The sequence below is a fragment of the Deltaproteobacteria bacterium genome, assembly GCA_029860075.1.
Lineage (GTDB): Bacteria > Desulfobacterota > JADFVX01 > JADFVX01 > JADFVX01 > JAOUBX01.
In genome coordinates this window covers 13,402-35,072 of the sequence record JAOUBX010000046.1, presented here as the reverse complement: position 1 = coordinate 35,072, position 21,671 = coordinate 13,402, and the positions used below count along the sequence as shown (strand labels likewise).

20 protein-coding genes are annotated in these 21,671 nt (G+C 44.9%); 2 read left to right on the top strand and 18 right to left on the bottom strand.

Annotation, left to right across the window (positions count from 1 at the left end):
• On the top strand, positions 1–3,007 hold a 3,007-nt coding region (locus OEV42_13675; GenBank protein ID MDH3975325.1), incomplete at its 5' end, for a hypothetical protein.
• An 88-nt stretch (positions 3,008–3,095) separates the two neighbouring features.
• Here the strand turns inward: OEV42_13675 and OEV42_13670 are convergent.
• The 3 genes from OEV42_13670 to OEV42_13660 form a co-directional block, all read right to left on the bottom strand.
• Complete coding sequence (locus OEV42_13670; protein ID MDH3975324.1) at positions 3,096–3,398, bottom strand: DUF2845 domain-containing protein; 303 nt, start codon at positions 3,396–3,398, stop codon at positions 3,096–3,098.
• Positions 3,399–3,470: 72 nt separating this feature from the next.
• Positions 3,471–4,151 carry a hypothetical protein gene (locus OEV42_13665; protein ID MDH3975323.1) on the bottom strand — a complete coding sequence of 227 codons (681 nt, stop codon included), beginning with the start codon at positions 4,149–4,151 and terminating at the stop codon, positions 3,471–3,473.
• 252 nt (positions 4,152–4,403) lie between these two features.
• Complete coding sequence (locus OEV42_13660) at positions 4,404–4,892, bottom strand: hypothetical protein (protein MDH3975322.1); 489 nt, start codon at positions 4,890–4,892, stop codon at positions 4,404–4,406.
• A 400-nt stretch (positions 4,893–5,292) separates the two neighbouring features.
• On the opposite strand from OEV42_13660, the gene OEV42_13655 reads away from it, so the two are divergent.
• Positions 5,293–5,640, top strand: coding sequence for a PilZ domain-containing protein (locus tag OEV42_13655; protein MDH3975321.1), 348 nt, complete (start codon positions 5,293–5,295; stop codon positions 5,638–5,640).
• Positions 5,641–5,668: 28 nt separating this feature from the next.
• Here the strand turns inward: OEV42_13655 and OEV42_13650 are convergent, their stop codons facing one another.
• The 15 genes from OEV42_13650 to murA all read right to left on the bottom strand — a co-directional run bounded on the left by OEV42_13650 (position 5,669) and on the right by murA (position 21,593).
• Positions 5,669–6,496: a M48 family metallopeptidase gene (locus OEV42_13650; GenBank protein MDH3975320.1), complete on the bottom strand. Its 828-nt coding sequence runs from the start codon at positions 6,494–6,496 to the stop codon at positions 5,669–5,671.
• Entirely contained in the window at positions 6,493–6,945 is a 453-nt protein-coding gene (locus OEV42_13645; protein MDH3975319.1) for a YbjQ family protein, read from the bottom strand. Before OEV42_13645 ends, OEV42_13650 begins: the two co-directional genes overlap by 4 nt.
• 18 nt (positions 6,946–6,963) lie before the next feature.
• The gene (locus OEV42_13640) at positions 6,964–7,278 is read right to left on the bottom strand and encodes a YbjQ family protein (GenBank protein MDH3975318.1); all 315 of its coding nucleotides are present in this window, start codon (positions 7,276–7,278) and stop codon (positions 6,964–6,966) included.
• Between the two features lie 134 nt (positions 7,279–7,412).
• The gene (locus tag OEV42_13635) at positions 7,413–9,680 is read right to left on the bottom strand and encodes a transglycosylase SLT domain-containing protein (GenBank protein ID MDH3975317.1); all 2,268 of its coding nucleotides are present in this window, start codon (positions 9,678–9,680) and stop codon (positions 7,413–7,415) included.
• Positions 9,681–9,849: 169 nt separating this feature from the next.
• On the bottom strand, positions 9,850–10,332 hold the full coding sequence (locus OEV42_13630; GenBank protein ID MDH3975316.1) for a hypothetical protein: 483 nt from the start codon (positions 10,330–10,332) through the stop codon (positions 9,850–9,852).
• A 234-nt stretch (positions 10,333–10,566) separates the two neighbouring features.
• Positions 10,567–10,989: a nucleoside-diphosphate kinase gene (gene ndk / locus OEV42_13625; protein ID MDH3975315.1), complete on the bottom strand. Its 423-nt coding sequence runs from the start codon at positions 10,987–10,989 to the stop codon at positions 10,567–10,569.
• Positions 10,990–11,187: 198 nt separating this feature from the next.
• Complete coding sequence (locus OEV42_13620; GenBank protein MDH3975314.1) at positions 11,188–12,501, bottom strand: glycerate kinase; 1,314 nt, start codon at positions 12,499–12,501, stop codon at positions 11,188–11,190.
• An 8-nt stretch (positions 12,502–12,509) separates the two neighbouring features.
• A complete protein-coding gene (locus OEV42_13615; protein ID MDH3975313.1) occupies positions 12,510–13,709 on the bottom strand; it encodes a M20 family metallopeptidase in 1,200 nt (399 codons plus the stop codon).
• 126 nt (positions 13,710–13,835) lie between these two features.
• Complete coding sequence (gene ggt / locus OEV42_13610; protein MDH3975312.1) at positions 13,836–15,416, bottom strand: gamma-glutamyltransferase; 1,581 nt, start codon at positions 15,414–15,416, stop codon at positions 13,836–13,838.
• 19 nt (positions 15,417–15,435) lie between these two features.
• Positions 15,436–16,554 carry a YbdK family carboxylate-amine ligase gene (locus tag OEV42_13605; GenBank protein ID MDH3975311.1) on the bottom strand — a complete coding sequence of 373 codons (1,119 nt, stop codon included), beginning with the start codon at positions 16,552–16,554 and terminating at the stop codon, positions 15,436–15,438.
• Between the two features lie 185 nt (positions 16,555–16,739).
• Positions 16,740–17,204 carry a LysM peptidoglycan-binding domain-containing protein gene (locus tag OEV42_13600; protein ID MDH3975310.1) on the bottom strand — a complete coding sequence of 155 codons (465 nt, stop codon included), beginning with the start codon at positions 17,202–17,204 and terminating at the stop codon, positions 16,740–16,742.
• A gap of 114 nt (positions 17,205–17,318) precedes the next feature.
• Positions 17,319–18,371 carry a histidinol-phosphate transaminase gene (gene hisC, locus OEV42_13595; GenBank protein ID MDH3975309.1) on the bottom strand — a complete coding sequence of 351 codons (1,053 nt, stop codon included), beginning with the start codon at positions 18,369–18,371 and terminating at the stop codon, positions 17,319–17,321.
• A 2-nt stretch (positions 18,372–18,373) separates the two neighbouring features.
• Entirely contained in the window at positions 18,374–19,675 is a 1,302-nt protein-coding gene (hisD, locus tag OEV42_13590; protein MDH3975308.1) for a histidinol dehydrogenase, read from the bottom strand.
• Complete coding sequence (gene hisG / locus OEV42_13585) at positions 19,675–20,331, bottom strand: ATP phosphoribosyltransferase (GenBank protein MDH3975307.1); 657 nt, start codon at positions 20,329–20,331, stop codon at positions 19,675–19,677. Before hisG ends, hisD begins: the two co-directional genes overlap by 1 nt.
• Positions 20,328–21,593: a UDP-N-acetylglucosamine 1-carboxyvinyltransferase gene (gene murA, locus OEV42_13580; GenBank protein MDH3975306.1), complete on the bottom strand. Its 1,266-nt coding sequence runs from the start codon at positions 21,591–21,593 to the stop codon at positions 20,328–20,330. The genes hisG and murA overlap by 4 nt, the downstream gene beginning before the upstream one ends.
• Positions 21,594–21,671 lie beyond the last annotated feature (78 nt).

The following is a 21,671-nucleotide window of genomic DNA, read 5'->3' as shown; positions in this document are numbered from 1 at the left end:
AACAGGCGCGGCAAACTCACGCATGAACTGCCCCGCATGCCATAATCCCCATGGAGAGAGCTACGGCGCGGACATTCCAACCATCCGTATGACGCGTGGCGCTTTTGAAATCCAGTGGCGTGCCGATGACAGGGGAGAATATGGAATAATGCGCAATAGTTCCAATATTCTTAATACATGCAAAATATCCTGTCATTTTGACAATTCAACGACTATATATAAATACTATCGGACACATACAATTCCAGTATTGACGGCCATTTCCGTAACTGATGCAAACCCCGCGGACCCTCTTCCTGCCGAGGCGGGATATACAAATGAGAGCACTGTAGAAATAAGCTTTATTGCGGGCGGAGAGATTCCGACGGAAATGCAGTGTGCCGAAGATATCTCTTTCAGCGCCAATGCAACGGGATGGATTACTTACCTGTCTCCCCATACTTACAGTCTGTCCGGTGGTGATGGTTCCAGGACAGTCTATTGTCAATTACGGGGTACGGGCGGTTCTTCACATGTCAAGAGCGCTTCAATTATTCTTGACAGGATTTCACCAACGGTGGCCGCCAATGCGCTAACTTCGCCTAATGGCCTGGAAAGCTGGCTGCAAAATACAAACCGGAATATTACATGGAGTGCTGTCTCCGACGACAACCTGAAGGACCTTCCCATTTCTCTCCATTATTCCATGGACAGCGGCGCAAGCTATCCCAATAGTATCGCAGCAGAGACAACAAACAGCGGCGTCTACAACTGGACCCTTCCTGTCATACAAAGCAACAACCTTCGCGTCAAACTTTCAGCCTTCGACAAAGCAGGGAATTTTGGAACAGACAGTTCCGACGCCGACTTTGCAATTCAACCCGCCCCTCCCCTGCTAGGCGGAATTTCAATAAGCGATAATGACAGCACAGATCCGGAACCGGCAGAGACGGGATATACCAACAGCCAGTCAGTAAACCTTGTTATAAGCGCCTCCAATAATCCCACCGAGATGATTCTGGCAGAAGATTCAGCTTTTTCGATCAACTCAACGGGCTGGATACCTTTCAGCGCAAATTACGTCTATTCTCTTTCCGCCGCCAACGGTTTGAAAAGGGTCTATAGCAAAGTAAGAAACAGCGCCGGAGAGTCGGCTTTTCAAAGTAATACGATCATCCTCGATACAATGAACCCCTCCATGCTTTCTTCAACATTAACATCACCAAATGGCGGTGAGTTCTGGCCAGGCGGAAGCGCTCAAAACATTACCTGGAACAGCGGGGATATAAGCGATGCGAACCTGAAAACAACGCCACTCAAGCTGTCCTATTCATGGGACGGCGGCTCATCCTATACCCAATTAATCCTCATGACAAACGATGGTTCCCGGCCATGGACACTTCCATCAACTGCGTCCCATAAAGCCATCATAAAAATAACAGCTTATGATAAAGCAGGCAACCTGTCTGAAGACACATCGGATGGAATCTTCTTTATTACACCGCCATCAGCTTACATAGTAACTCATACGAATGATGACTATAGTGCAGGCAGTCTGAGACAAGCGATTGCAAACCTGGAAGCAGACGGTGGAAATAACGCTATCTGGTTTAATATCCCCGCAGGTTCACTAACAAACGGCGTGGCCATTTTTAACCAGATGAGCGCCTTACCGCAACTGACGAAGCCTGATATAACCATTGATGGAGAGTCACAAACATCGCTTCAGGGGGATACCAACAGTAACGGTCCTGAAATCCGTTTCAATGGATTATGTTCAGGTTTTACCTGCCTCTTTGACTCAACGCTAAAGTACACCAATTTTTCAGCCTCATCTGCGGCAGCTAATATTACGATAAGAAATATTCAGTTTACCCTCTTCTGGACGGCATTCCACAGCAGCGCCGGTGGAACGGTTCTCACCGGTAACCACTTCGGTTTTACATCGGACAATTTATCCGCTTATAGTACAGCCAAAAACGAGGTGAATGTCTCTATCAGCGCCGATGCCACTATTGGGGGAATCAATTCATCTGACAGAAACTATATTTCCTGTGCAAATTCAGAGGCAATTGACCTCTCCGGATCAGGGTCCCGGATCATAAACAATGTGATTGGACTCATGCCGGATTGGACCTTATGCGCCAATAATACCTCAGGGCCAGCCGTTCATTTCGGCGGTTCAAACGGCTTCATAGAAAACAATGTTATAGCAGGTTCTCAAAGTGGAATCCGCTTTAAACTGGGAGCATCGAATAATCAGGTCAAAGGCAATACCTTTGACACCTATTATAACGCCGGAACATGGCATACAATTAGCGCCGGCGGGCAGACATACTCCATTAATATAGGCGATCTGCTTTACGCCAATAATAATACCATCGGCGGGCCAGACATCGCGGCAAGCGATTCAACGCTTAATGACAGCAACGTTTTCTCATCATCACATATTGCCGTGTACAATTACAAAGGCAATAACACGGCCGTCATGGGTAATTTCTTCGGAACCAATCCCGGGCAGAACCAGATATTAAAAGGAAATATCGCTATTGAAACAAAATATACCTCTAATATCGTTATCGGTGGAGAAGGGGCGGGCCAGGCAGGCAATATCATTGCCAACATGTCCACTTACGGAATCAATCTAAATAGCAGCAACTCTTTGCGAATCAAAATGAGCAGGAATTCATTCTATAATAACGGCGATAATATTGATGATGACGCCATCTATTTGCTGACCGGGGCCAATAACAATATTGCAAGACCCGCCATAACGGCTGCATCGACGTCAACAGTCAACGTTAGCGGGGTAAGCACCGGTGACAGGGTAGAAGTTTATCTTTCTGATTATGATGGTACAGGCACCGAATTTGGCGAGGGTAAAAGATTTATCGGTTCAGCTGTTACCGTCGGCACAACGGTCGATGTGCCCGTTACAGGAGTTATCGTTAACGACTGGGTAACAGCCATTACCATCCAGACTGACAATGATACATCGGCATTCAGCGCCAACTTCCAGGTCCAATAAGGGGCTTCCGGAATAAGTACGCATAAGCCGGAAGGTGGAAGGGCAAACCTCCTGCCTTCGGGCTTCACATTTGAAAATAATTTTATCTTTATCTCAGGAATTCAGATTTTATCAGTCTGCTTCCCTCAAAGGTAAGCACATAGTAACCACCGCTTTCCTTATACACCAGTTCAGTAATATAAATAACCCTTTCAACCTTGCCCTTTTCCACCAGGTATCTCACTTCCCCTACTCTTTCTTTTGATAAGGGTTCACCACATTTTTCTTCCGTTTCATACATTAATTTACCGGTGGAAATCAAATCACCGCCACATCGTTTATCGGCATATGAAGGGGCAGTCATGATTGCAAGTGTGAAGGAGATAGCTACTGCAAATACTGTTATTTTCATTGATTAACTCTTCTCAATCTGTTTAGCGCTGGGCGCTTTAAGCTTTCGCTAAAGTTTTAGAGACCTGCCCGACTATTTTTTCCAGTCTTTCAGGTGTTTCACTTCCCTTAAAAATTCATCTTTTGTAAAAACGCCTTTTTTCAGAAGCAGCCTGAACATGGCCAGCATTTCAACATTTTTTTCCATGGGCCCTGCTCTTTTATCCGTTTCCATCCTTTCGATTTGAGAATCGTCATGCATTCTTTCAATATCCCGTGGATGAACGGTTTCAACCTTTTCTTTAAGGGGGGGGATTTCTACCCAATTATCACCATTGAAATATTTTGATACAGCGCTCGTTATCTGGGCATCGGTGGCTATAACAGGTTTTATGGTATAACCCGTCAGGAATTCAATCTCTTCTATAGCAAGCATATTTTCAGGTTCAATCATAGCCAGAAAGAGGTATTTCCTCCCGCCATGCTCTCTCTCCTCAAGGGGCATGACCTCATACTTTTTTCCCATTTCAGGAGATAAGTGGGGAAATTTTTCAGGGTCCAGTTTAATTTTCGTCAGATCCACACAGGGTATGTTGAACTGGCGAGCCAGGTACTTAAGGAGAGTTCCCTCTCCAATGACGCCCAGATCGATAAAGTTTTGCCCCAGTTTGCCTCCCATCTGTTTTTGCCGGTCAACAGCCTGCCTCAGTTGGGACGAGGTGATAATCCCTTCATCAAGAAGAATATCACCGATATTTTTTCTGGTATCCGTCATTATGAACCTGATTTAGTTTAACGGCAGCGGCCATTATTAAAAAAGCCTTGCTAAAGTCCTTATCCCATAAAAGGGCAATAATATCAACAAATATAAACAAAAATTCCATGATGATTCTGGAATATCTCCCTAATATTCATCGATAGTTACTCTATTATTGACTAATCCGCTTGTTGTGAGGCAATTGCTTCCTGGCAGTAAAAGGCCTTGTTTCTATTATTTTCCATAGCCCTGAAATAAAACACAAGGCTATTATTGACCACTATTTTTTAATTGTTCAACAATTTTCTTAAAAATGTCCTTGCCTTTAATGTTAACAATAACGCCTCTTTCTTTCGAGGGGAATGTTTCGTAAAAAATAGCGGGATAGGCAGAAAACTTTCCTTTTAAAGGCAAAAACAATTTTTTGACGGAAATTGACTTATTATAAATCTTAATTTTTTTTGGCGTGCCGTATGATATCTCCAGCGCCCCTAACTCTCTACTTCTTTTTAGTAATTCGTTAGTTACAAATAGTTTAAGCCTGTCATTCCCGGTAACCAGAAATTCTTCACAGGCTAAAATGAGATTTTTTTCTCTATCTTTGTCATTAGCATCAAATAGCATAATTGCTTTTCCATTTTTATAATAAGTTACTTTTTGATTTATCGCTTCCCCTCCTCCAATTGCATAAACTTTAAAACAGGGGAAAGAAATCAATAACGTAATAAATGCCATAAATTGTTTAGTTGTCATTTTCATAGTTAACCGCAGCAGGATGCAAGCAAATGGCTTATATCCCGCGATACCTTTCATAATGAATAGGATTGATCTTATCAGTTAGTATACCATCATTTCCATAAAATCAATTTAATGGCTGAAAAAGGTAGAGCCCATCGATACTCCCAATTAGTTCGGCAAAACCCATAAAAGGAGAAGAGAAATGAACCGCCATGAGAAAGAGGCCCTATGCGAAATAATGCGATTCATAATCGGGAAGATACCTTGATAAATCATTGATTTCCTTGACCTTGCAAAAAATCCCTCCTTTCCGGTTTGAAAACATAGTTTGATTTATTATAGTTTCTCGTTTGACAATATTCTATTTTGCGTTATGATTATCTGCTATAGAGAATAACGGGACATGAGGAGGGTATGGGAGATGGGGAAGAATGAGAGAAGACTGCCGAGGAAGCATATTATTTACTTTTCAGAGGTTCATGATAAATCGAACCCCCTCTTTTCAGCGCATCTGGTGGATATCTCTAAAGAAGGCATTATGGTCATAACCAGGGATATGATCGAAGCAAACAAACATTTTCAACTCGAAATTGTTCTCCCTGACGAGGTAGATGGAAGAGACAAGATTAATTGCAGGGCTGTCAGTAAATGGAGCAAAAAGGATGTTAATCCCGACTATTACGCAACGGGTTTCGAAATTGAAGGGATCGATATTATCGATAGCGAGCTTATTGAATTCCTCATTTATGAGTATGGATTTAATGATTGATAAATCAATCCATAACCATTTTATTCAGTTACTCTTGCCCTGATGGCAACAGGTTTTTCTCAACCCCTTTTATTTCTCCCATAGAATAATTTTTCTCCTTAACCAGCCTGTCAAGCGCCTTTATCCTGTCCTCGGGATGAGGATGGGAGGCAAAATAATAGCGTATTTTACCCGCCTTATTCTTCGAATTTAACCTTTTAAAGAAATCACCGGCTCCTGATACATGCCCATATCTGCGACTAAGCATTTCAAGGGCAAAGGCATCGGCTGACTTTTCCTGGGATTGAGAAAACTTCATTTCTGCTGTAACCAGAGAATTCATGAGGAAATCCGTGGCGGCACTGTCCTGACCCATAATCATAGTGGAAAGAGCGATAAGGATAAGTCCCCGGCCCAATCCACGAAGGTGGTCCCTGTTGGCAAAGTGCCCCAGTTCGTGGGCAAGGATGAAGGCAAGTTCATTTTCCGACTCTATTTCACTTAAAAGCTGTGAAAAAATAATGATATTACCGCCCGGCATGGCAACGGCATTTACCGTTCTGGAATCAACAATATGAACCCTGTAGTCACTTCCCATTTGAGGATATTTTTCGATGAGTTCATCGACCATCCTCTGGAGTTTAATTTCATCGTCACTTCTCTTTTCATCTGAAAACTTTGCCGAAAAAACGACACCAAGAAGTGAATCCATCTTCTGCGGTATGCGCTCTACCATCTGGTCTACTGCAATACCGAGGGCAGCATAAATAATAATCACGATGGCAAGGACTCCCCCCATAAGGACAAAAAACTCCTTAACGGGAGACACGTTTGTTACATTAACGTTCCCTTCAAGCGCTTTGGGAGTATACTTCAAGCTTTTTCCTTAAACTTGATTGCCGTACCATAGGCCAGGGCTTCCACACTCCCGATCTGCTTTCTCCTGTTGGCATTTTTTCCGATAGTCGACGTCTCTATCCTCACGTTGATGATCATATCGGCTCCAGGAACGCTCTCTTTCATTCTCAATATGGCCTCACGTCTCGCTCTGTCAACGAGCGTTTCATAAGAAGCCACACTTCCACCAAAAATATTCCTGAGCCCTGCCAGGATTCTTTTAAAATAATCAATGGAAACCACTACGTTACCTAAAGCAAACCTTGATGCCTTTATTTCCCCCGAAGGAAGGGTTTTGAAATTAACGGCAGCCATCTTGATAAATTTCTTTTCCCTCGCCTCAATGGACTTGTAGTGCTTCTTCTCGGCTAAGGTACCCATTATATAACCGGCAGCAGTCAGTATAAGGAATACTATTAATTCAAACATGGCAATTGACCTCCCTCACTATTCAACTCTCACAGCCGTACCGTAAACATAAAGCTCGGACGCTCCCTGGGCAACAGATGAAGTGGCAAATCGAACATTAACGATGGCATTGGCTCCCATTTGCTTTGCCTGTTCAACCATGCGCTCTGCAGACTGATTTCTTGAATCCTGAAGAAGCTCCGTATAGCCTTTTAGTTCGCCTCCGATAATATTTTTAAGGCCGGCCATAAAGTCCCGGCCTATATGCTTTGCCCTGACGGTACTTCCCGATACGATTCCAAAATGCTCAACAATTGTCTTTCCCGGTACCGATTCAATATTTGTGATAATCATTTTGCAGCCTCCTATAAACCTTTGACATTTGACCAACTTGACTTAATCATTATTTAAAAAAAGCAAAAACATTCAACCATCCCGCAGCAATCCAGGGGAAATCGCACCCGCCAGAAGCCAGCCGGACTTAGGGGTTAAAAAAGATCAGGAATCTCTTTACCCGCCAGCTTGAGATATTGAGAATAGCTCCTTAACACCCGTTTCGTATAAGCCCTGGTCTCGTTATAAGGGATGGTTTCAATAAATTCATCCTTCTCCATCCGGTTCTTTTTTACCCACCTGGCAACTGCCGTCGGTCCTGCGTTGTAACTGGCGATGGTATAAACAATATCCCCCTTGAAACGTCTCTTCAACTGCCCGAGGTAAAGCCCCCCCAAACGGATGCTCGTATCAGGGTCGAAGAGATGGTCCTTATGGAAAGGACGTTTTTTGTATTTCTTAGCCAGGTATTTTCCCGTCTCAGGCATAATCTGCATTAAGCCCATGGCACCGGCAGGCGAGAGGGCCATTGGATCAAAAGCGCTCTCTTCTCTCATGACGGCAGCCACAAGATAGGGGTCTGCCGAACCCGATGGCTGCCGCTTTTCAACGTAGCTTACAACAGGCAGAGGAAAGGCAAGTGTCTTTATCTCATAAGGGGCATCTTTCCAGGCCCCTCCATAAATGTGGCTAAAGTAGTTCTGCACAATCATGTAGGTTTTATGAAATTCTCCCGACCGGTAAATTAAGCCGATTATTTTAATAAGAAATAATTCATTTTTTGCGTATTTTTTTGCCAGCACTTCCAGTTCACTGACGGCCTCTTTTTTTTGCCCCAGGATCAGCAGTTCTTCCGCTGCCCTATAAGCTCTTTCAGCAGTTATTTGAGGAGGCATTATTTCTAATAGGGCTGCCTTTTTTTTCACGTCATTTAAAGGAACTCCTTTTTTAGCCTTCTTCTTTTTTCTGCTTATTTTATCGAGTCTCTCAAGGGCCGCGTAATTATAATAACCAGCCCCTCCTCTTTCGACTATCTTCCTGTAAGTGGCCTTTGCTTTTTTCCTCTTGCCCAGTTTTTCTTCACATCTCCCACGCCAGTAAAGAAAGTCACTATATCTGTAGCCATTTGGAAATTTTTTTGGATATGATGCAAAATCCCTCATGGCCGCTTTATATTTTCCCATCCTGTACCTGATCCAGGCTGAACGCCAGAGAGCATTTGCAACAATATTGCTGCTTTCGATCTCCGAAAAGATGGTCCTGTAAATAGTTAACGCTTTATTGTATCTCTTTCTGTCTTCGTAATCTCCTCCCCTATAAAGCAGAACCATACCCCGCTGCTTACCGGCAGGAGCAAGCTCATTCAAGGCCCTTTCCGCTTCATTTATGAGAGCGCCGTTACCGGTCCTTCGGCCAATCCTCGCCAGAAGCCGGTAACCGTCGAGAATTGCCGAGATATGTTCCCCTTCATTTTTTAAAATAAAAAGTTTTCTCAACATGAACCTGGCTTCACTATATTTTCTGGCCCGGAAGAGGGCTTTAGCTGCGAAATAAATGACGCTGCCATCCTTCATAGTACTTAAAGGGCCAAGGCTGTCCACGGCCTGCTTAAACATGCCATGCTTATAAAAGGCTTTGCTGCGCTCATACCGCTCTTCTTTACTGAATGCAAGAGCAGCAACTTTGGCGTCACTTATCGTTGAGAGGATCTCATTGGCTTCCTCTTCCTTATCATGGGGCAATATGGGGTAAAAAGTTCGCAGCTTTTTTATGGAATAATTAATCTCAGCTTCGCGGTTCGATTTTATGGCACACTGAATCATATTGAGCATGGCATCAGGAACAAACTCACTGCCTGGAAATTCCTCGATAAAGTCTTCAAGCTGCTTAATCGCTGCAAGGCAGTTAGCTGCATCGATTAAAGCCATCGATCTTTCAAAAAGCGCTTTTTCCCTTAAAAGAGATTCTCCATATTCATCAAGGAGACGGCTGTACAAGGCAAGGGCCTCTTCATTTTTATCGGCAAGCCTGTAGGCCATGGCAAGATCGAGGAGAACATAATCCCTGATTGAGGTCAATGCCATTGCTTCTTCCAGATAAAGAAGCGATTCCGGGCTGCCTGCGCGGAGAAGTTCCCTTCCCTGAATATAGGCGGCCCGTGTTTTCCAGGTCGTAAAAGGATAGAGGAGTTCGATCTTTTTTAAAAGTAAAAGCCCCTTTTCCCTGCGGCCCTCTTCCATATAAAAAATAGCCGTTGAAAAGCAACTTATGGGGTTTCTGCATTCTTTATCCTCTTTCATCGCTTCCTTTTCATGAATAACAAATGAGGATTCCTCAGGTTTGGAAGCAAAAATGGTCGTGGCAGAGAATAAAATAATGATGAAAAAGAAGGAAAGTATGTTTGAGAAAAGGATTGTTTTCATCGCTTATCGGTAATGACAAGGTTAATGTAAGTAAAGAAAAAAAGCCTTTACCATAGGAGCCTGCCGGACTCCTGGAAACGGAAGTTGGCATTGCTTGTTACTTAGTATAGCCAATTGTCAAAGCGATAACAATGGATGCCTTAAGAGATGATTTAATTTAAGGGGAATATCAGAACAGGGAATGGGCAAAAACAGCGCCCGAAGCCGAAGCGGCCAGTGAAATGGTAAGCAGTACCCAGTGAAGAATATTCATTCTTTTGAAAACGTCTTCTATCTCAAGGCCATCTCCCTTCCGGCTTGCCAGCCTGTCGAGCATTTTCTTAACGACAAGAGGCTCGAGACCGTAGAGCATGATTACCCAGAAAATCCAGATAATAATCATGAAAAGCAGAAATTTGCCTTCTTCCTTAAAAACAATATCCTGTAAATCCATCATGAAAAACATACCGAAGCCGGAGATACCGACGATTGCCGTATAAATCCGGGCAAGGGGAGCAAACCTATGCTCAAGTCTCTGAAAAAGAAGTACCTTTTCCATAGGATGAGGCATCTTGACGATCATGGGCAGGATGAGGGTTGTAATAAAAGCGAGCCCTCCTATCCAAAGGATAGCCGTGAGAAGATGCACGATATGAAGAACAGGAAATAGCATATAAGCTCAAATTTAATCTAAAAAAAGCGCCCTTTAACCTGGAAATGACAATTGGGCGTGGATTTATAGTGTAGCATATTGGTTTCACGGTGCTTTCAAAAAATCTTAGCTTCACCCACAGGTTAAGCGGGTATTTTTTGGAAGTGCTGTGGAATCAAGATGTTGTGCTAGAAACCATGATCCAAATGTCGTTTCCAGGTTTAGCAAAGGGCGCTTATGGTCAAATCATCTTAATTATACCCTGTCGGCAATTTCGAGGGCATTAAAAAAGTATCCTATCTCGAAGGCAGCTGTTTCAGGCGCATCGGAACCATGAACAACGTTGTTGTCGATGCTGTCGGCAAAGTCAGCCCTGATCGTACCGGCGTCGGCATCGGCAGGATTAGTTGCACCCATAAGCTCCCTGTTTTTGGCAATTGCATTTTTACCTTCCAGCGCCATGACAAGGCAGGGCCCGGAAGACATAAAGTCGGTAAGATCATTGAAGAAAGGTCTTTCTTTATGAACGGCATAAAAACCTCCGGCTTCTTTCTTGGTTAAATGAAGCATCTTCATAGCCACCGGTCTTAGACCATTTGTTTCAAAGCGCTTGATTACTTCACCGATAACATTCTTCTTAACGCCATCGGGCTTGATTATTGAAAGTGTTCTTTCCATTACAACTCACTCCTCCAGTTATTTTAATTGATTAAAAAAGCGGCTATTTTACACAAAGTGGGGAGAATATTCCAGTATAAACTTACTCTTATATTGCATAGTAACCCCGCTTTGCTAACCACCCCTCATAGCCTCCCCTTTACAAGGAGAGGAATGAGGGGAGGTAATCCCATTAACATCACGCTTTCCTGCTCTTCCCTAACCATCCCCTTCAATAATCATCACCTGAATGTCCATGACATTCGTCCCTGTAGGGCCTGTTTTGAAAAGTCCGCTGCTCCTGCTGAAGAAATGGTAGGAATCATTATTTTTAAGAAAGTCTGAAGCATCAAGCCCCTTCGCTTCCGCATCAATCACTGTAGCACCGTCAACGATAGCACCTGCGGCGTCCGTTGGCCCGTCTGTACCGTCCGTTCCGGCAGAAAGAAGGGTTATCCCCTTTTTCCCTTTAATTTTATCGGCAAAAACAAGGGCCAATTCCATATTTCTCCCTCCCTTGCCATTCCCTTTTACTTTAACCGTTGTTTCTCCTCCCGATAGAAGGCAGAGTTTTTCACCGGGCCCCTGGGACTTTCTCCTACGCACTGCCTCTTTTGCCATTTGGGAAGCAACCTTGCTTGCCTCACCGGAGAGGGCAGACGTTGTCAACTCCACTTTATAACCGAGGGCAAGGGCCTTCTCTTTTGCAGCTTCAAGGGCAATGGAATTATTTCCTACAATTTCATTCTTCACCCTGTCCAGCACTTCACTTCCCGGCTTGGGCGTCTCTTCCACAAGACCGATAGAACCGGCAGTGAGAAAGTTTAACACCGATGGCGGCGTATAATCCTTGATCTTGGACTTCTCAATAACGGCAAGAGCATCTTTAAAGGTACTCCTGTCTGCCGACGTGGGGCCCGAGGCAATAATATCGAGGTGATCACCAATGACGTCGGAAAGGATGAATGAAATTATTGTCGATGGTGAGGCCAGCTGTGCCAGCCTTCCGCCTTTGAGGCGCGAAAGGTGCTTCCTTACACAATTGAGTTCATCAATCTCAGCACCGGCCTTTAGAAGAAGGTCTGTTGTCTTCTTCTTGTCTTCAAGGCTGACTCCCTCGGAAGGAGCCACAAGAAGCGCAGAACCGCCACCGGAAATGAGACAGAGAAGGAGTGTCTTTTCACGGGAATCCTTAAGCAGCTCGATCAGCTTCTCTCCGGCAGCGACACCCTTATCATCGGGAAGCGGATGGGAAGCCTCAAGCATTTTGATCTTATGGAGCACTCCCCCATGGCCATATTTTGTAACGGCAATTCCCTTTGTAATCAAGTCTCCCAGCTGTTCTTCAGCGGCCTTGCACATGGCATAGGCCCCTTTCCCCGCAGCAATAACATAGAGTTCTTCATATTCGCCATAAGAGTAAAGTTCCTTAACCTGGGTCATATTTTCTTTAATGCAACCGTAAGGATCGACGGCCTTAAGAGCTGCACTGAATATGGCCTCTGTATCTTTCATGGGCTCTGTTAATTTCATCTATTCCCTCAGGCGGTAAGTTCTTTTTTCCCCGACAGATAACTTGCAGCAACATGGGCCATTATCCTCGTACCGATAATGATGGCTTCTTCATCAACATCAAATTTCGGATTATGAAGCGGGGCATCAATCCCCTTTTCCATGTTGCCCGTACCAAGCCTGAAAAGCACGCCCGGCACCCTTGCACTGAAAAGGGCAAAATCTTCCGAACCCATCATCGGTTCACCAAGCTCGATCACATTTTCCTTACCCACTATGTTATTGATGCAATCTTTCAGAAAATCATTTAGCCTATGATCATTAATAACGGCAGGACATTCAAATTTATAGTCAAATTCATAGGTAGCACTCATGGTAGACGTTATGCCCCGAACAACATCTTCAATAAGTGCAGGCATTCTCTTTCTCAGCGAACTGTCGAGGGTTCTCACCGTGCCTTTCATCTCAACGTGATCGGCAACAATATTTTCCGCCCTCCCTCCGTTGATCGTTCCAATAGAAATAACGGCCGGATGCAGTGGATTAGTTCTGCGGCTGATAATATGATGTATTGCATTAATCACCATGGAAGAGACAAGAACGGCATCCACCGTCTGATGCGGCCTCGATGCATGGCCGCTTTTCCCCTTCACCGTAATGCTTACCAGATCGGCAGCGGCAGTCATCATTCCTCCCTTAACACCGACCTTGCCCACCTCCATTTCAGGCAGGCAATGGAGGGCCACAATGGCGTCAGGTTTGGGATCTTCAAGTACACCGTCTTTAATCATCGCTTCAGCACCGTAAATAGACTCTTCTGCTGGCTGAAAGATAAAGAGAAGGCTTCCCTTGAGTTTCTCTTTCATACCGGCTAAAATGATTGCCGTTCCCATAAGTATGGCAGTGTGAACGTCATGGCCGCAAGCATGCATAATGCCCGGTATTTGCGAAGCATAGTCTGTCTCTTTCCGGTCCTGAATAGGAAGGGCATCCATATCAGCCCTAAAAGCAATAACCGGTCCCTCGCCTGCCCCTTTCAGCACTCCTGTAACCCCGTGACCACCGACATTACGCCTCACCTCAATATCATTTGCTTCGAGCACACCGGCAACAAAGGCAGCCGTATTTTCTTCATGGCCGCTCAGTTCGGGGCGTTTATGCATTTCACGCCTGAAATTGATGAGTCTTTCCCTTATTTCTTCCGATTTTTTATTTATTTGATTGAGCATAAATATACCTTTTGGAAATTAGTTTCTATTCTTCGGAAAAGCTCCCTCCCCTCCTGACCTCCCCCTTGAAGGGGGATGAACATCGGCGCAATTTCCTAAGGGGACAATGCCGGGATTAAAGCTCTTTCACCCCTTTGTTGACAAACAAACACCACCCCTTCTTAGATCGCCGGCTCCTGATAGTCCGTCTTCATCTCCAAAAGATGCGACAGTATGGACGCCACCAAAATACATATTTTTATCTTCCCAGCAGTTGAGTGAAACTCCCGTTGATTTTAGAATATGAAGGCACTTGCTGGCTATACCGGCCTCTACCTGGAAAGATTTCTTGTCCCAGTGAACTCTCGGCGAATTAACGGCATTATTAATATCCATTTTGTGATCAATAAGGTTGATAATAACCTGTAAAATGGCATTTCTTATCCTGTTGCTCCCTCCGCTTCCCATAACGATTGCGGGTCTTCTTCCATCCATGACGATGGTCGGTGTCATCATGGAAGACATGCGCATTCCCGGTTTATGTTGATGAAATCCATGAGGATTAATATCCTCTTCACCAAGCATGTTGTTTAACATTATGCCCATGCCTGTCACCATATGACCGCAGCCTTCACCATTTGAGGTGGTCACAGAGGCGGCATTACCCGCCTCATCGAGAACACTGATGTGCGTTGTATTTCCCGTGGACGGTCTCTCTGTACCCAAAAGCAGACTACTTTCATGGGCCATCTTTTTTCTGTAGGATTCTATCCTTTCGGGAGAAAGAAAGGTTTCAATAATATCCTCTTCGTAAACTCTGTGATCAAAATCCTCACCCCTTGCATCATCGGTAACTCTCATCATCTCATACAAGAGGCTCATATATTGAGCGCTCTCGAAGCCAAGGGAAGCAATATCAATTTTTTCCAGCATTTTTAATGAAAATGCAATTAGGCACCCCCCTGACGACGATGGAGGCGGATTAAGAAAAATATCTCTTCCTCTGTAGCTTGTTTTTACGGGCTTTCTTACCTCGACTTTATAGTTTGCAAGATCAGCTTCCCTGATGAGTCCGCCGTCACTAAATTCCGCTGCTATTTTTTTTGCAATATCTCCCCGGTAAAACATGTGAAGACCCTCTCTCGCAAGGTACTCCATAGTGTTGGCCATATCTTTCTTAAACACCGTCTCTCCCTCTTTTAACATAACGCCCTCCGGTGCATAAACTTTTCTCGCATCGGGAGAGATCATGAGAATTGGCGTGAGGAGTTTCTTAAAGTAAGCCTGTTCGGCATTCATAATAATACCGTTGCGGGCAAAATCAATGGCAGGAGCAAGAAGGACGGAAAGAGGCAGGCTGCAATGCTTTTCCACTACGGCATTTAGCCCGGCCATACATCCGGGGACAGCGGCAGCCCCTCTGCCAACATGAAACTCTTGTATGGTTCCTGTAAAATCTACCTCTATGGGGTAAAAATCAAGGTCATCACAGGAAGGTTTTTTTCCCAATCCCGGAGCATTGGGGAAAAAATCATAGACAAGGGTTTCCCCCTCTTTGGAGTGGGCCATAAAAAAACCGCCTCCACCTATACTGGTAAGCGGTGATTCACAAACAAAAGAAGCAAATGATGCGGCAACTGCTGCATCAAAAGCGTTACCTCCCTCTTTTAAAATTTCTATACCGGCTTCTGCAGTCAGTTTATGACCAGCCGAGATTACACCTCTCATTGGTTGATAATATTTCCTTTTAAAGAATTTCATCCATAAAACTGGTTGAAAGCCCGTTTACAACAGTCTTTAAATTGCGAGACTCTGCAAAAAGGTTCAGCTGCCTCGAAGCACCATCACCCATGTTGATGATCTCATTGATATAATCCAGCTCCTTTAGAGATTGAAGCTTTTCTCCATAACTTTGCAGTTCTTTAACAAGTGCTCTTAGAGCCTGGCCTATCTCTATGGTTTGAGAAGCATCTTCACTAATAAAGGTACCATCGAGACCATAACGGCTTGCCCTCCATTTATTTTCCCTGATTACCCATGGCGGTGCACTATGAATAGCAATTCCATTTTCATAATCATCACCCAGCTTTGCAACAAGGGCCTGAATAAGCGCTGTTATTGCCATCACTTCCTTTATGGAAGAAGGGCTGTCACAGATACGAACTTCAATGGTCCCGAAATCGGGATGTGGCCTTACATCCCACCATATTTCCCGTATTGTCTCTATTGTCCCCGTGGCAATATATTTATCAACAAGAAAGGCATAGTCTTCCCAGTCCTTAAAGTAAAAGGGAAGACCTGCCGTAGGCAGCGTTTCAAAGACCTTGCTTCTGTAGGATTTAAGGCCTGTTTCGTAGCCATTCCAAAATGGTGAGTTTGATGAAATGGCCAGGAGGTATGGGAGGTAATAAAGCAACCTGTTCATAATATACATGCACTTTTTACCATCACCGATGCCGACATGAACATGAAGACCGAAAATATTGAAGCGCCTTGCAATAATCGCCAGTTTATTAAGAAGCCTTTCATAACGTTCATCTTCTGTTATGAGCTGTTCTTTCCAGTGAGAAAAGGGGTGACTCCCGGCAATGGATAGTTTTGTTCCATTTTTAAGGGCGGCCTCACCGAGAATTTTTAAGGTTTCACTCATATCGGCATGAACTTGCGCCATGTTATTGCATACTTTTGTATTAACCTCAATATTAGAAAGCATAAGTTCATGCTTGATCGAACTGTTGCAATTCCCGACAATGGAGAGTATTTCATTAGAGGCGGGGGCAAGCTCCAGGCTCTTCCCGTTTAGCAACTGGATCTCGAGCTCTACACCCAGTGTAAGCTCTTTTGAATGATTAAATTTTAATTCCAAATTCTTCCCGTTTCTTCAGATTTCTCTAAAAAAACTACCCTCTTTTCAGCATCTAAATCAAGAGAAAGCATAGGGGCCAATAGGGCTGAAACCCCATTTGCGACAACTCTTAACAGGTAAAAAAGATATAAAAAAAGGGGCGGCAGATTTACCCTGCCGCCCCTTAATTCTTTGTATGTTAAATCTTACTTGCCGTCCCAGAGAGACCAGGGGCCCCTTGTTTTTGCTTCATGGACAGCATCGTCGATTTCCTCCTGGCTTACGTCCCTTGGAATTTCAAATTCCTGATTAGGGTAGATAAGGTCAGGATCCTTGATCTGATTCCTGTTAGCCTTGTAAATAACAGGCCACTGGAAAGGATCGCTGTATACATCGCCATATTCGGATATGGTCCAGAGGTTTTCACCTTTTACAACAACATGTGCCGTTTTATCATAGCTTTCAACGACAGGCGCTTCAGGCTCCTCCACAGGCATCGGTGGTTCTACGTATTCCTCCACAACAGGCGCCTCGACAACTTCTTCCTCTGCTGGCGGGGGTGTCTCAACAACTGGCTCCTCCACAGGTGGTGGTGGTGTCTGGCAACCCGTTGAATATACTGCCAGAAATGCGACTAAAAACGCATATAACAATACTGACTTTAACTTCATAAATCCCTCCTTATAATGAATAAAATAGATAATTATCGACTTTCAACTAATACTAACATACTGATTCTTAATGTCAAATACTTTTTACCACATTTTTTTCAATCTTTATCACATTTATATGTTCTTGATATTGCTAAGAAAAATGTCATTCTCAAGAGGTGTTCCCATGGTTACTCTCAAACAATTCTTTAAAGGTCCCTCGCTATCGAAGTTTCTCACAAGCACACCTTTTTTTACCAGTTTATCAAAAATTTTCCCTCCATTATCGATTCTGAAAAGAATAAAATTTGAGTGAGAATTAAAAATATCGATATTTTCAATTTTTTTCATTTCTGCAAATACTCTTTCCCGTTCTTCAATAATGATACTGCTTTCCCTATCAATTCTCTCTCTTTCTTTTAAGGCGATACAGGCGGCTCTTTGCTGCAGCGATCCTATATTATAAGGAAGCCTTACCCTGTTAATAATGTCGGCCATGGACCGGGAGGCAATAAGAATACCCAGCCTGAGCGATGCCATACCGATCTTTGAAAGTGTGCGCAGGATAATCATATGGGGATAAGCGCCCAGGCTGTCAAGGAATGACTTTTTGCTGTAATCAAAATAGGCCTCATCAATAACCACGATCCCCTTTGATGCCTCAAGGATATCTCTTATCGTCTCTTCGGAAAAACAGTTGCCTGTGGGGTTATTGGGATAACTGATGAAGGTGATGGAAGGCCCCTTCTTTACTTCACTGACCATAGCATCCCGGTCCAGGTCAAAATTCTCATCCAGGGGAATGACCTTGACCTCTTCACCCATGGCAAAGGCGATGTTTTTGTACATTGAAAAAGTAGGGTGAGGAATAATAACAGGAGAACCATGTCCCCCAAAAGCCATGATTATCATCTGGATAAGTTCATCAGAGCCGTTGCCCGCCAGGATCTGGTCTTTTTCTACAGAGAGCTGCCCTGCAAGGATATTCCTTACATCTTCACATGCGGCGTCGGGGTACCTGTTGAAATCGATCCTTTGAATTTCTGCGCTTATCTTGTCAACAACCGATTTATCAAGATTGCAGGGGCTCTCGTTTGCATGAAGCTTTACATCAACTGAAGGCTCATTGACATGATAGGCCTTGAGGTCCCTCACCTGGGGCCTTATCAGTTTCTCAAGATCGAACATTATTATATTTCTTCCCCCATCCGGATTCTGATCGTATTGCCGTGGGCCTCCAAACCTTCAACATCTGCAATACGCTCGGCATCTTTACCGACTCTTTTAAAAGCGTTTTCAGAAAAAGAAAGAATACTGGAACGCTTTATGAAGTCGTAAGTCCCAAGCGGTGAAAAGAATTTGGCCGAGCCACCGGTGGGAAGCACATGATTCGGTCCGGCCACATAATCACCAAGCGCTTCCGGTGTAAAGTGGCCCATAAAAATGGCCCCCGCATTATCAACCTTGTCAAGATGTCTGTCAGGCGCCTCCAGGGCAAGTTCCAGGTGTTCGGGAGCAAGCTCATTGGAAAGAGCGAAGGCCTGGTCAAGGTCTTTTGCAACGATAAAAGAGCCACGATTATTGATGGAAGCCCTGGCAATATGATGCCTGCTTAATTTATTGAGCTGCCTCTCCACTTCACCTGCAACCTGCCCGGCAAAATCTGAAGAGGTGGTAATAAGAATTGAGGCGGCCATTTCGTCATGCTCGGCCTGGGCAAGCATGTCGGCAGCAATATGTGAAGCTTCTCCGCTCCCGTCGGAAATAATAAGCACCTCACTCGGTCCGGCAATCATGTCAATATCCACTTCTCCGAAAACCATCTTTTTTGCCGTGGCTACATAAATATTACCGGGCCCCACAATTTTATCAACCTTTGGAATCGTCTCCGTTCCGTAGGCCAGCGCGGCAACGGCCTGCGCCCCGCCTACCCTGTAAACAGAGTCGATACCGGCAATCCCTGCAGCAGCGAGAATATGGTTATTTATCTCTCCCCCCGGTGTGGGAACGACCATGACAATTTTTTTAACGCCCGCCACTTTGGCAGGAATGGCATTCATAAGCACCGATGAGGGATAAGCCGCCTTGCCTCCGGGAACGTAGAGACCCGCGCTGGCAAGCGGTCTCACCATTTGCCCGAGAAGGATACCTTCTTCATCTTCCGAGGTCCAGGTGCTCTCCATCTGTTTTTCGTGAAAGGCCTTTATGCGGTCTGCAGCCACCTGCAGCGACCTTCTCACATCATCATCGATGGCATCAATGGCCCGGATGATCTCATTTTCCGTCACTCTCATCGTGTCAGGCGTCAGGTCAAGATTGTCAAAGCGGGAGGTATATTCAATAAGCGCCCTGTCCCCTTCTTCTCTTACCTTGAGGAGTATTTGCGATACCACTTTTTCCGCATCCCTCGTATCGGCAGAACCCCGCCTTAGTATTTCACTAAAAATATCCTTAAAGCTGGAATCATCCGTTTTTATTATAGTGAACGACATTACCTTGCCCCCTCTTTATCTAGCTGGCTCTTAAGCCTGTCAACAAGGCTGTTTATCCTTTCATATCTCGTCTTAAGGCTTGCCCTGTTCACGATGAGTCTCGATGTGACTTCCATGATCTGCTCTACCTCGACAAGGCCGTTCTGTTTGAGCGTTTCTCCCGATGAAACAAGGTCGACAATGCGCTCCGAAAGACCGACAAGGGGCGCCAGTTCGATGGAACCATAGAGCTTGATCAGTTCCACCTGCACTCCCTTCTTCCTGAAGTAATCTTCCGTAATATTGGGGAACTTCGTTGCAATCCTCACATGGGTCCATTCGGAAGGGTTATCCTGCTCGCTGAGCACCTTTGGTTCGGCGACAACCATCCTGCAATAACCGATTTTAAGATCGAGGGGCTCATAAATATTTTTTCCCTGCTCCATGAGAACATCTTTTCCAACAACCCCCATATCGGCAGCGCCGTATTCCACGTAAGTAGGCACGTCACTGGCCCTGACAACCATAAAGCGCATCTTCGCTTCCGGCAGTTGGAAAATAAGCTTTCTCGATTCCTTTTTCATCTCTTCGCAGCTGATGCCGATGCCTTCGAGCAGTTTCATCGTATCATGCTGAATCCTCCCCTTGGGGAGCGCCACAGTTAAAACATCCTTCATTTGCTAATCCTTTTTTCCTTTACTCTCTCAATGTTTGCGCCCAGCGCCGCCAGCTTTCTTTCAAGGCCGTCATAGCCCCTGTCAAGATGATATATGCGTGACACTTCCGTCGTTCCTTCCGCAACAAGGCCTGCAATAATCAGGGAGGCGCTGGCTCTAAGGTCTGTGGCCATCACCTGTGCGCCGGAAAGTTTTTCTTTCCCCTTGATGATGGCGCTTCTGCCTTCGGTATGAATGTCAGCCCCCATGCGCCTTAATTCACTGACATGCATAAAACGGTTCTCAAATACCGTTTCCGAAATAACGCTGAGTCCGCTCGCTATGGACATGAGCACCATCATCTGGGCCTGCATGTCCGTCGGGAAACCGGGGTGAGGCAGGGTCTTTATGTCGACACTTTTCAAACGCCTCTTACCAATGACCCTTAAACCGCCCTCTTCTTCCCTGATAACGATACCGGCGGCCTTCATCTTCGAAATGAGCGCTTCCATGAAAGGAAGATCGCAATTTTTAATCAGCACATTTCCCTTCGTGGCAGCAGCGGCAGCCATCAATGTGCCCGCCTCTATCCTGTCGGGCATGACCTGATAGTCAAGAGGGCCCAGTTCATTAACGCCTTCAATGGTAATTACGTCACTCCCCTCGCCGTCTATCTTTGCCCCCATTGCTTTCAAGGCCCTTGCCAGTTCAACCACTTCCGGCTCTCTTGCGGCATTTTCAATGACCGTCTTTCCCTTCGCAAGGGTTGCAGCCATCATGATATTTTCCGTCCCCGTAACGGTAATAATGTCAAAATAAATAGTGGCGCCTTTCAGCCTTTTCGCCCCGGCAATAACATAGCCATGCTTAAGCTCGATTTCGGCACCCATCGCCTTTAGCGCCTTCAGATGCAGATCGATGGGCCGCTCACCAATGGCGCAACCTCCGGGCATTGAAACCCGGGCACTGCCGTATTTTGCCAGAAGGGGCCCGAGAACAAGGGCGGAAGCCCGCATCGTTTTTACAAGTTCGTAGGGAGCCTCAAAAGTATGGGCCTTCCCTGAAATTTTTACTGCCTCATTTTTATAAGCAACGTTAAGACCAATACTTTTTAAAAGGGCAAGCATGGTCTTAATATCATTCAATGGAGGAATATTTCTTATCCGGCTTTCTCCATCAGCCAGGATGGATGACGCCAGAAGAGGAAGAGCGGCATTTTTGGAACCGCTTACCCTGACTTCACCCTGGAGCCGTTCTCCACCTTTAATTACGATTTTATCCAACGCTTTTTACTCCTTAAATATAAAGGCCCATAAAGCCGAAACCCTGACATGTCAACCGTCGGCAAACAGACCCTGTCA

Coding starts and splice junctions, on each gene's coding strand:
- OEV42_13620 (MDH3975314.1), bottom strand. CDS start 12,501: ATGAAATTAACAGAGCCCATGAAAGATACAGAGGCCATATTCAGTGCA.
- OEV42_13615 (MDH3975313.1), bottom strand. CDS start 13,709: ATGCTCAATCAAATAAATAAAAAATCGGAAGAAATAAGGGAAAGACTC.
- ggt (MDH3975312.1), bottom strand. CDS start 15,416: ATGAGAGGTGTAATCTCGGCTGGTCATAAACTGACTGCAGAAGCCGGT.
- OEV42_13665 (MDH3975323.1), bottom strand. CDS start 4,151: ATGACGGATACCAGAAAAAATATCGGTGATATTCTTCTTGATGAAGGG.
- hisC (MDH3975309.1), bottom strand. CDS start 18,371: ATGTTCGATCTTGAGAAACTGATAAGGCCCCAGGTGAGGGACCTCAAG.
- OEV42_13670 (MDH3975324.1), bottom strand. CDS start 3,398: ATGAAAATAACAGTATTTGCAGTAGCTATCTCCTTCACACTTGCAATC.
- OEV42_13655 (MDH3975321.1), top strand. CDS start 5,293: ATGGGGAAGAATGAGAGAAGACTGCCGAGGAAGCATATTATTTACTTT.
- OEV42_13640 (MDH3975318.1), bottom strand. CDS start 7,278: ATGATTATCACAAATATTGAATCGGTACCGGGAAAGACAATTGTTGAG.
- hisD (MDH3975308.1), bottom strand. CDS start 19,675: ATGTCGTTCACTATAATAAAAACGGATGATTCCAGCTTTAAGGATATT.
- OEV42_13630 (MDH3975316.1), bottom strand. CDS start 10,332: ATGCTATTTCCTGTTCTTCATATCGTGCATCTTCTCACGGCTATCCTT.
- OEV42_13635 (MDH3975317.1), bottom strand. CDS start 9,680: ATGAAAACAATCCTTTTCTCAAACATACTTTCCTTCTTTTTCATCATT.
- OEV42_13600 (MDH3975310.1), bottom strand. CDS start 17,204: ATGAAGTTAAAGTCAGTATTGTTATATGCGTTTTTAGTCGCATTTCTG.
- OEV42_13660 (MDH3975322.1), bottom strand. CDS start 4,892: ATGAAAATGACAACTAAACAATTTATGGCATTTATTACGTTATTGATT.
- hisG (MDH3975307.1), bottom strand. CDS start 20,331: ATGAAGGATGTTTTAACTGTGGCGCTCCCCAAGGGGAGGATTCAGCAT.
- ndk (MDH3975315.1), bottom strand. CDS start 10,989: ATGGAAAGAACACTTTCAATAATCAAGCCCGATGGCGTTAAGAAGAAT.
- OEV42_13645 (MDH3975319.1), bottom strand. CDS start 6,945: ATGTTTGAATTAATAGTATTCCTTATACTGACTGCTGCCGGTTATATA.